The organism is Paracoccus sp. S-4012, assembly GCF_009674885.1.
Taxonomy (GTDB): domain Bacteria; phylum Pseudomonadota; class Alphaproteobacteria; order Rhodobacterales; family Rhodobacteraceae; genus Paracoccus.
Genome location: NZ_WKKA01000001.1, coordinates 669,947 through 677,493 on the forward strand (window position 1 = coordinate 669,947; position 7,547 = coordinate 677,493).

Below are 7,547 nucleotides of genomic sequence, written 5' to 3' on the forward strand. Positions count from 1 at the left end.
TCACGCTCCGAAATCGTCGTTGAAGATGGACGCCGGCTCCACCCCGAGCGAGGCCAGCACACCGAGCACCGCCGAGATCATCACCGGCGGGCCGCAGAGGTAGTATTCGCAATCCTCCGGCGCCGGGTGGCGGCGCAGGTGGGCACGCACGGTCTCGTGGATGAAGCCGGTGGCGCCGGTCCAGCGGTCGCCGGGCGCCGGGTCGGACAGGGCGGGAACCCAGCGGAATCGCGGGTTGGCGGCGGCGATGGCGTCGAGTTCCTCGGTGTAGAACAGGTCGATGCGCGAGCGGGCGCCGTAGAAATAGGTCATCTTCCGCTCGCCGCCGAGCGCGACCTGCTCGTGGATCATCGCCCGCAGTGGCGCCATGCCGACGCCGCCGCCGATGAAGACCATCTCCCGGTTCGTGGGCTGGACGTGGAACTCGCCGAACGGCCCAGACATCTCGACCCGGTCGCCGGCCTTCAGCGCGAAGAGCCAGGACGAGACGATCCCCGGCGGCACCTCCTGCTCGCGCCCGGCGGGCGGCACGGCGAGGCGGATGTTGAAGACCACGCGGTCGCGGTCCTCGGGGCGGCTGGCGATGGAATAGGCGCGCGTCACCCGCTCGTGCGAGACCGTGCGGATCATGTCCCAGCCGGCGATGCGCCAGTCCTCGGCATAGGCGGGCTCGATCCCGATTGCGGCGAAGTCCAGCGTGTAGGGCGGCGCGGTCAGCTGCATGAAGCCGCCGGCGCGGAAGTCGAGCTCCTGCCCGGGCGGCATCGCGATGACCAGCTCGCGGATCAGCGGCGCCAGCTGACGGTTCGAGAGCACCAGCCCGGTCAGCGTCTCGGCCTCCAGGATGTCGGCCGCGACCGTCACCCGGGCCGGCCCGCGCAGGCTGACCTGACAGGCAAGGCGCACATGCGCCCGCCGCTCGGCCGCGGACAGCAGGCCCGTCTCAGTCGCCTGCGGCTCGCCCACGCCCGGCCCCTCGGCGGTGACGCGGCAGAGGCCGCAGGTGCCGCTGCCGCCGCAGGCCGCGGGGATGCCGATGCCGGCGCCATGCAGCACCGTCAGCAGCTTGTCGCCGCGATTAGCGGGAATGCGGCTGGCCTCGTTCACCGTGACGGTCAGCGCCTCCTGCGGGATCAGCCGCCGCCGCGCGGCCACGAGGCCCGCGGTCATGCCGACCAGCAGCACCGCGACCACCGCGAGGGCGAGCCCGACCTCGGTCACGACAGAACCACCAGCTGCGCGAAGGCCGAGAAGCCGAGCGACATCAGCCCGGCGAGAATGAAGGTCATGCCGAGACCGCGCAGCCCCGCGGGCAGGTCGGCATAGGCCAGCCGCGTGCGGATCGCCGCCAGCATCACCACGGCGAGCGCGAAGCCCGCGCCCGCGCCGAGGCCGAAGACGGCGGATTCCGCGAGATTGTAGCGCCGCTCGACCATGAATAGGCTGCCCGCGATGATCGCGCACTGGATCGCCAGCAACGGCAAGAACACCCCGAAGGCGGCGTGCAGCCCCGGCATGAAGCGGTCCATCAGCATCTCGAGAAGCTGCACGAGGGCGGCGATGATGCCGATGAAGACCAGCAGCGAGAGATAGGAGAGGTCCACCTCCCGCAGCCCGGCCCAGGCCCAAGCGCCGGGGGCCAGTAGCGCGCGATAGACGATGTGGTTGAGCGGCGTGGCGACCCCGAGGACCACGATCATCGCCACGCCGAGGCCCAACGCGGTGCCGGGTCGGCGCGAGAGTGCGAGAAAGGTGCAGAGGCCGAGGAAGAAGGTCAGCGGCATGTTCTCGGCCAGGGCCGCGCGCATGAAGAGGGCGCCGAGATCGTTCATCGCAGCACTTCCTCGGCCCGCAGCGGGGGCGCGAAGTCCAAGGGCTCGGCCTGCTCGGGACGCCAGCTGCGGACCGCCCAGACCAGCAGGCCCAGCATGAAGAAGGCGCTCGGCGCCAGCAGCATCAGGCTCAACGGCTCGAACCAGCCACCCTGCTCGACCGTGGGCAGCACGGGCTGGCCCATCAGCGTGCCAGAGCCGAACAGCTCGCGCAGCGCGCCGATGGTGACGAGGACGAGCGAGTAGCCCAGTCCGCTGCCGAGCGCGTCGGCCATCGCCGGCAGCGGCGGGTTGCGGCGGGCGAAGGATTCGGTGTGGCCCATGACGATGCAGTTGGTGGTGATGAGGCTCACGAAGACCGAGAGCCTGCGGCTGATGTCGGGCAGGAAGGCGCGCAGCAGCTGGTCGATCACGCCGACGAGGGCCGCGATGATGACGATCTGCACGATCAGCCGGATCGAGTTCGGGATGTGGTGGCGGATCAGCGAGATGATCCCCGCAGCCATCACGACGACCGCCGTCAGCGCCGCGGCCATCGTGAGCGCGGTCGCAAGCTGCGTGGTGACGGCGAGGGCCGAGCAGATGCCGAGGATCTGGACGGTGACCGGGTTCTGCCGGATCAGCGGCTCGGAGACGATCCGCCAGAGGCGCTGCGGTCGTGGACGCAGGGCGGGGGTGACGTCGGCCATCAGAACTCCCCCCGCCGGATCGCCTCGAGGAGCGGCCCGTAGCCCTGCGGGCCGAGCCAGAAGCGCACCATCTGCGAGATGCCGTTGGTTGTCCGCGTCGCGCCGGTGATGCCGTCCACCTCATGGACGCTGCCGGCCGGGCCGCGGGCGACGGCGAAGCGCAACTGGCCGCGCTCGTCACGGGTCTGGCGGCCGACGAACTGCGCCAGCCAGGCGGGTTCATCGATCCGCGCGCCGAGGCCGGGTGTCTCGCGGTGTTCCATGATGGCGAAGCCAGCGACCGTGGAGAGGTCGCCCTGCAGAGCCATGATCGTGTTGATGGTGCCGTTGTAGCCCGCGCCCGCCATCGGCAGCAGCAGCAGGCGGATCGCGTCGCCCTCGCGCAGCAGGTAGATCCGGGCGAAGTCGGGGCGGCGGCCGAGACCGGCGAGATCCTCGCCCGGCGCGAGCTGGGTCCAGTTGCTGCCCTCGGCCAGCACCTCCTCCAGGTTCTCGGGCGTGACCCCCTGCGCCGCCGCGCCGCGCTCGAGGTCGATCACCACGGTCGAGAGCTGCCCGCCCGCGGCCTGCAGCAGGTCGGTCATCCCCGGAATCCCGCCGATGAGCGCAGCCAGCTGCGCCTGCGCCTCGGCGGCGCGATTCTGGGCCTGGATCGGGCGCAGCAGGACCGTGGCGCCGCTCAGCAGCAGCGTGGACGCGGCGGCGACGAGGAAGGCCACGATCAGGGTCTTGGTCCGGCTCTCGTTCGGCAGCGCCAGCATCCGCCGCCAGGCCCGCACCGGGTTCAGGTCAGCCATGCCGCCTCCGTCTCTGCATCAGCCAGGCTTGAATGGCGATCTCGTCGAGCAACGGCGCGGCGAGGGCGGCGAGGAATGCCGCCGTCACCGCCGCCTGCACCGGCGCCACCCCGACCCAGCCGGTGGCGAAGAGGGCGAGGAAGCCCGCATAGGACGCCCCGTGCAACCAGCGGCCGACCGAGGTCGCGGCCCCGGCCACCGGATCGAGGACGATCAGCGCCAGCACCACCGCCCCCGCGGCGGCGAAGGGCGCGAGACCGGGCGGCCCGAAGGTCACGGCGACCGCCCCGGCGAGCACCGCACCGGCCGCCGTGCGCCACGGCATGACGCCGAACGCCACGCCGATCAGCACCGCCGGGATCGCGGCCCAGGCGACCGGCAGGACCAGCGCGGGCCAGGCTGCCGTGGGATAACCGAAGCCGAGAAACATCGCTGTCGCGGCCGCTGGGTGCAGGAAGTTGCGCCCCCAGCCGCCGAAGACCAGTTCGCCCAGCACCATGCCGAAGGTGATGCCCAAGGCGAGCTGCAGCGGCCCCGCCTCCGGCGACAGCACCGCCACCGCGAACCCCGCGAGCGCGCCCGCGAAGGAGGGCGGCTGCGCGCGGGCCAGCATGAAGACCAGGTGCCACGCGCCGGAGACCGCGAGCGCCCAAACGAGCCGCCCGGCCGCGCCCGCGCCGCCCCACCAGAGCCAGGCCGCCGCCATCGGCAGCACCGCCGCGATGAGCAGCAGCGCCACCGTCTCGCGGTCCCAAAGCCCGCGCCTCATGCCGGCCCCGCCTCCTCGGCCATGCGGGCGAGGAGGCTTGTGAACATGGCCGAGAAGGGTGGCGCCGCGGCGGCGACGTAGTCGGCGAGCGCCAGATCCTCGGGCAACAGCGACAGCGCGCCGAGCCGCGCCGCGCCCTCGGCGTCGCCGGCCGAAATCGCGCGCAGCAGCGGCACCGCGGGCAGGCTCCCGCCGAGCGAGCGGTCGAGCGCCGCGGTCGGGATCAGCGGCCGCGGCCGCGAGGCGCCACCGAGGGCGGTGAGGAACCAGTGCGGCCTGCGCGGGGCTGCGGGCGTGGGCGGGCGCGCAAGCACCGTGACCTGCCGGTCACGCGGGCCGAGAAACGCCTGCTCGCGCCCTTCGAGGAACGAGCCGCTGAACACGCGATGCGCGCCGGGACTGAGCAGGTGCCGGCTGAGCGCGCCCAGATGCGCGCCGGGTTGAGTGCGGACCAGCCGCGCCGCCCGCAGCCCGTCGCCGCCGACCGCGACGAGGCGGGCCGCGGGGACGAGGCCGGTTTCCACGAAGCTGCCGATGCCGGCCACGTCCTCGGCATGGATGTCCCAGACCGGCGCGGTGGTGGAAGCGGGATGGTGAGTGTGGACCTGCATCCCGGCGAGGCCATGAGGATGCCCCTCCGCGGCGATCACCCGCCGCAAGCGCCCGCCGAGGTCAGGCATCCCGGCGATCCCGGCGCCGACCGGCAGGACCACGAGAACCGGGCCGTCTGTCAAACTGCCAAGCACCGTCAGGCCGCGCGCGAAGGCTTCACCTGCCTCCGAGATCGCCAGCAGCGGGTCGGGGGCGCCGGGGCGGCTGTCCACGGCCATGACGGCGATGGCGACGGGACGCTCGTCCGGGGGCGGCATGCCGCCAAAGGGACGGCGGCGGATCAGGCGCCAGACGCCGGCGCCCTGCAGCGCCGCGCGCAGGCCTTCCGCGTTGGCGGCAACCACATGCTCATGCCGCCCGGCCTCCGGCTCATGGAACAGCACGATCTGCGACAGGATCCGCCCCGGCGCGAGGTCGAGCGCTGCCACCCGGCCGGGCATCGGCGCGGTCAGCGCGATCTGCGGCGCCTGGCGCAAACGGGCAAGCGGCGCGCCCTGCGCCACCTCCGCCCCCGCCTCGACCAGCGGCTCGAGGCGCAGGGTCTGGCCCGGCTCCGGCAGCAGCGCCGCCTCGTCGGCGATCACCTCCACGGGCGACAGGGCGGGGTCCGGGACCGTCCCCGCCTCGATCACCAGCCCTGCACCGCCCGGCCATCGCATCGCGTCTCGGCCCCCTTGTCCAAACCCCGGCCCGTCCGCGTCGTTGTCGGTCCGGCCGCCTTCGGCTATCGTGTCGGGCGTCGTTAGCATGATCGGAGGACCAACTCCATGCACCTGCCCGGCGGCCCGTTGGCGCAGCTTCTCGCCCTGACCCTCGCGCTTGGCGCGCAGGCCGCCCTCGCGCAGGATGCTCCTCCGACCGTCGGCGCGGGCGGCGCCCCCGCCGTGATCGACCCCGCGGAGACGCCTGCAACACAGCCCTCGCAGACGCCCTGGGTGATTCCGCCCTCGGGGCCCTTCAGCCCACAGAGCATTCCGGTCCCGAACGCCGACGAGATCGCCGCTTGGGCGCGCTCGGCCCATGCCAACCCGACATCGGAGTCCTTCAGCCACTGGAACGAGCAGGGCGAGATCCCGCCGGTCTGCGCCAACTGCCACTCCGGCATCGGCTTTCGCGCCTATCACGGCCTCGACGGCGGCGAGCCGGGGCCGCTGCGGGATCCGGTGCCGACCGGGGGTGTCGTGGACTGCGGCACCTGTCACAATCCGGGGCTCGCGCAGATCAGCGAGGTGGCGCTGCCGAACGGGATGATGCACCCGGCGCCCTCAGGCGAGGTGACGTGCCTCACTTGCCACCAGGGCCGCGCCTCGGGCGCGCAGGTCGAGGCGGCGACGGCGGGCAAGGACGACGACCTCCCCGACCCGACGCTCAGCTTCATCAATCCGCACTACGCCATCGCCGCGGCGAGCTGGCTCGGCGGCTACGGCGCCTTGGGTTACCACTATCCGGGCCGCGACTACGCCGGGCGCTTCCTGCACGCCGCCCCGGTCGCCACCTGCAACTCCTGCCACGAGCCCCACAGCCTCGAGGTGGCCGAGGCCTCCTGCCTCACCTGCCACCAGACCGGCGAGGCCAGCCAGATCCGCATCGCCCGGCAGAGCTATGACGGCAGCGGCGACACCGCTAAAGGCATCCACGCCGACATCGCTGCCAACGCCGCCCGGCTGCTCGCGATGGCGCAGGACTATGCCGCCACCGTGGCAGGCACGCCGATGATCTATGACGCGGCGCGCCACCCCTTTTTCTTCGCCGACGCCAATGGCGACGGGCTGGCTGACCAGCGGGACGGCGCCTCGGTTCCTTATGGAAGCTGGACGCCGCGGCTGCTGCGCGCCGCCTACAACTGGAAGTTCGTGAACGCGGACCCCGGCATCCACGTCCACAACCCGCCCTATGCGCTGCAACTGCTGCACGACTCGATCGAGGACCTGTCCGGGCCGCTGAACGTCGATTTCGAGGCGCTCGGCATGCTGCGCTGACGGGCAGCGGTAGGCGTCGGCCCGGCCGGCTGCAGCAAGTCCACAATCGCCAACGCAATACTCCTTACTGACACGCGATGATGGCCGAGGCGCTCGAGTCTCCCGAACCAAACGCCTGTTTGTCCTGCGTGCCGGGCTCTTGGGTTCTCTCCGCGGTCGCTTGGGAGGCTGCACGTTTGCCTTCAGCGTTGGTTGAATCGAAGTGGTGTCCGGTTCGTGTCCCAGATCAGGATCTTGATGCGCACGGCACGCTTCGTGCGAAACACGAAGGCCGCGCCGCGAGACAGGGGGCAAGCCCGATTATCTCCAGCACATTCCTTGTTGTCGCCAGGATCAGCGTGGCGGTCCCGGCAATCGCCCGAACAGTACGTCCTCGATGTCGCGCGTAACGCTGCTGGCGCGGCAGGCCGTGCGCCTTCGTCCGGCGGCGCTGTCGCTGGCGAAGAAGGGCCTCGGAACGGGCCACTGCCGGGGCCCTCGACCACCGTGGTTCAAGATTGTCCAGACACAGCCCCTCGACCATAGCGTCGGCCTTGGGCGCGTTGACCTTGCTGTGACCCCTGAACTTCATCCACCTGAAACCAGAGCCGGCGGGTGACATTTGCCCGTTTGCGCGGAGGGAGCAATGGGCGATTGGCGGAACATTTCCATCGCGTGCAGCCGATCGCCCGTTGCGGCGAATTGGGCGGCGAAGGCTGCGGGGGTTTCGTAGCCGAGTGCCGAATGGGGGCGGGCCGCGTTATACAACTCAATTACAGAACGCCCACGGGACCGAGGAGCGCGAAGTGCTCTACCCGTGGCACCCTTGGGCGGGTCGATCGGTTCACGTTCACGAGGTGATCGAGAAGGCAGGCTGGGCGGCGCTTCGC

General features: G+C 71.6%; 7 protein-coding genes. 1 reads left to right on the forward strand and 6 read right to left on the reverse strand.

Annotated elements, in window-relative coordinates; translation table 11 throughout:
• Genes nqrF through GI374_RS03285 form a run of 6 tightly spaced genes read right to left on the reverse strand, consistent with a single transcriptional unit; the run spans position 1 to position 5,448 of the window.
• Positions 1–1,221 carry an NADH:ubiquinone reductase (Na(+)-transporting) subunit F gene (nqrF, locus tag GI374_RS03260; protein WP_370515108.1) on the reverse strand — a complete coding sequence of 407 codons (1,221 nt, stop codon included), beginning with the start codon at positions 1,219–1,221 and terminating at the stop codon, positions 1–3.
• The gene (gene nqrE, locus GI374_RS03265; protein ID WP_154335550.1) at positions 1,218–1,832 is read right to left on the reverse strand and encodes an NADH:ubiquinone reductase (Na(+)-transporting) subunit E; all 615 of its coding nucleotides are present in this window, start codon (positions 1,830–1,832) and stop codon (positions 1,218–1,220) included. Before nqrE ends, nqrF begins: the two co-directional genes overlap by 4 nt.
• Entirely contained in the window at positions 1,829–2,521 is a 693-nt protein-coding gene (locus GI374_RS03270; RefSeq protein WP_154335551.1) for an NADH:ubiquinone reductase (Na(+)-transporting) subunit D, read from the reverse strand. Before GI374_RS03270 ends, nqrE begins: the two co-directional genes overlap by 4 nt.
• Complete coding sequence (locus GI374_RS03275) at positions 2,521–3,318, reverse strand: FMN-binding protein (protein WP_154335552.1); 798 nt, start codon at positions 3,316–3,318, stop codon at positions 2,521–2,523. The genes GI374_RS03270 and GI374_RS03275 overlap by 1 nt, the downstream gene beginning before the upstream one ends.
• Complete coding sequence (locus tag GI374_RS03280) at positions 3,311–4,087, reverse strand: RnfABCDGE type electron transport complex subunit D (protein WP_154335553.1); 777 nt, start codon at positions 4,085–4,087, stop codon at positions 3,311–3,313. The genes GI374_RS03275 and GI374_RS03280 overlap by 8 nt, the downstream gene beginning before the upstream one ends.
• Positions 4,084–5,448, reverse strand: a complete 1,365-nt coding sequence (locus GI374_RS03285; protein ID WP_229582482.1) for a Na(+)-translocating NADH-quinone reductase subunit A — start codon at positions 5,446–5,448, stop codon at positions 4,084–4,086. Before GI374_RS03285 ends, GI374_RS03280 begins: the two co-directional genes overlap by 4 nt.
• Before the next feature lie 18 nt (positions 5,449–5,466).
• On the opposite strand from GI374_RS03285, the gene GI374_RS03290 reads away from it, so the two are divergent.
• Entirely contained in the window at positions 5,467–6,678 is a 1,212-nt protein-coding gene (locus GI374_RS03290) for a cytochrome c3 family protein (protein ID WP_195759816.1), read from the forward strand.
• Positions 6,679–7,547: the final 869 nt, after the last annotated feature.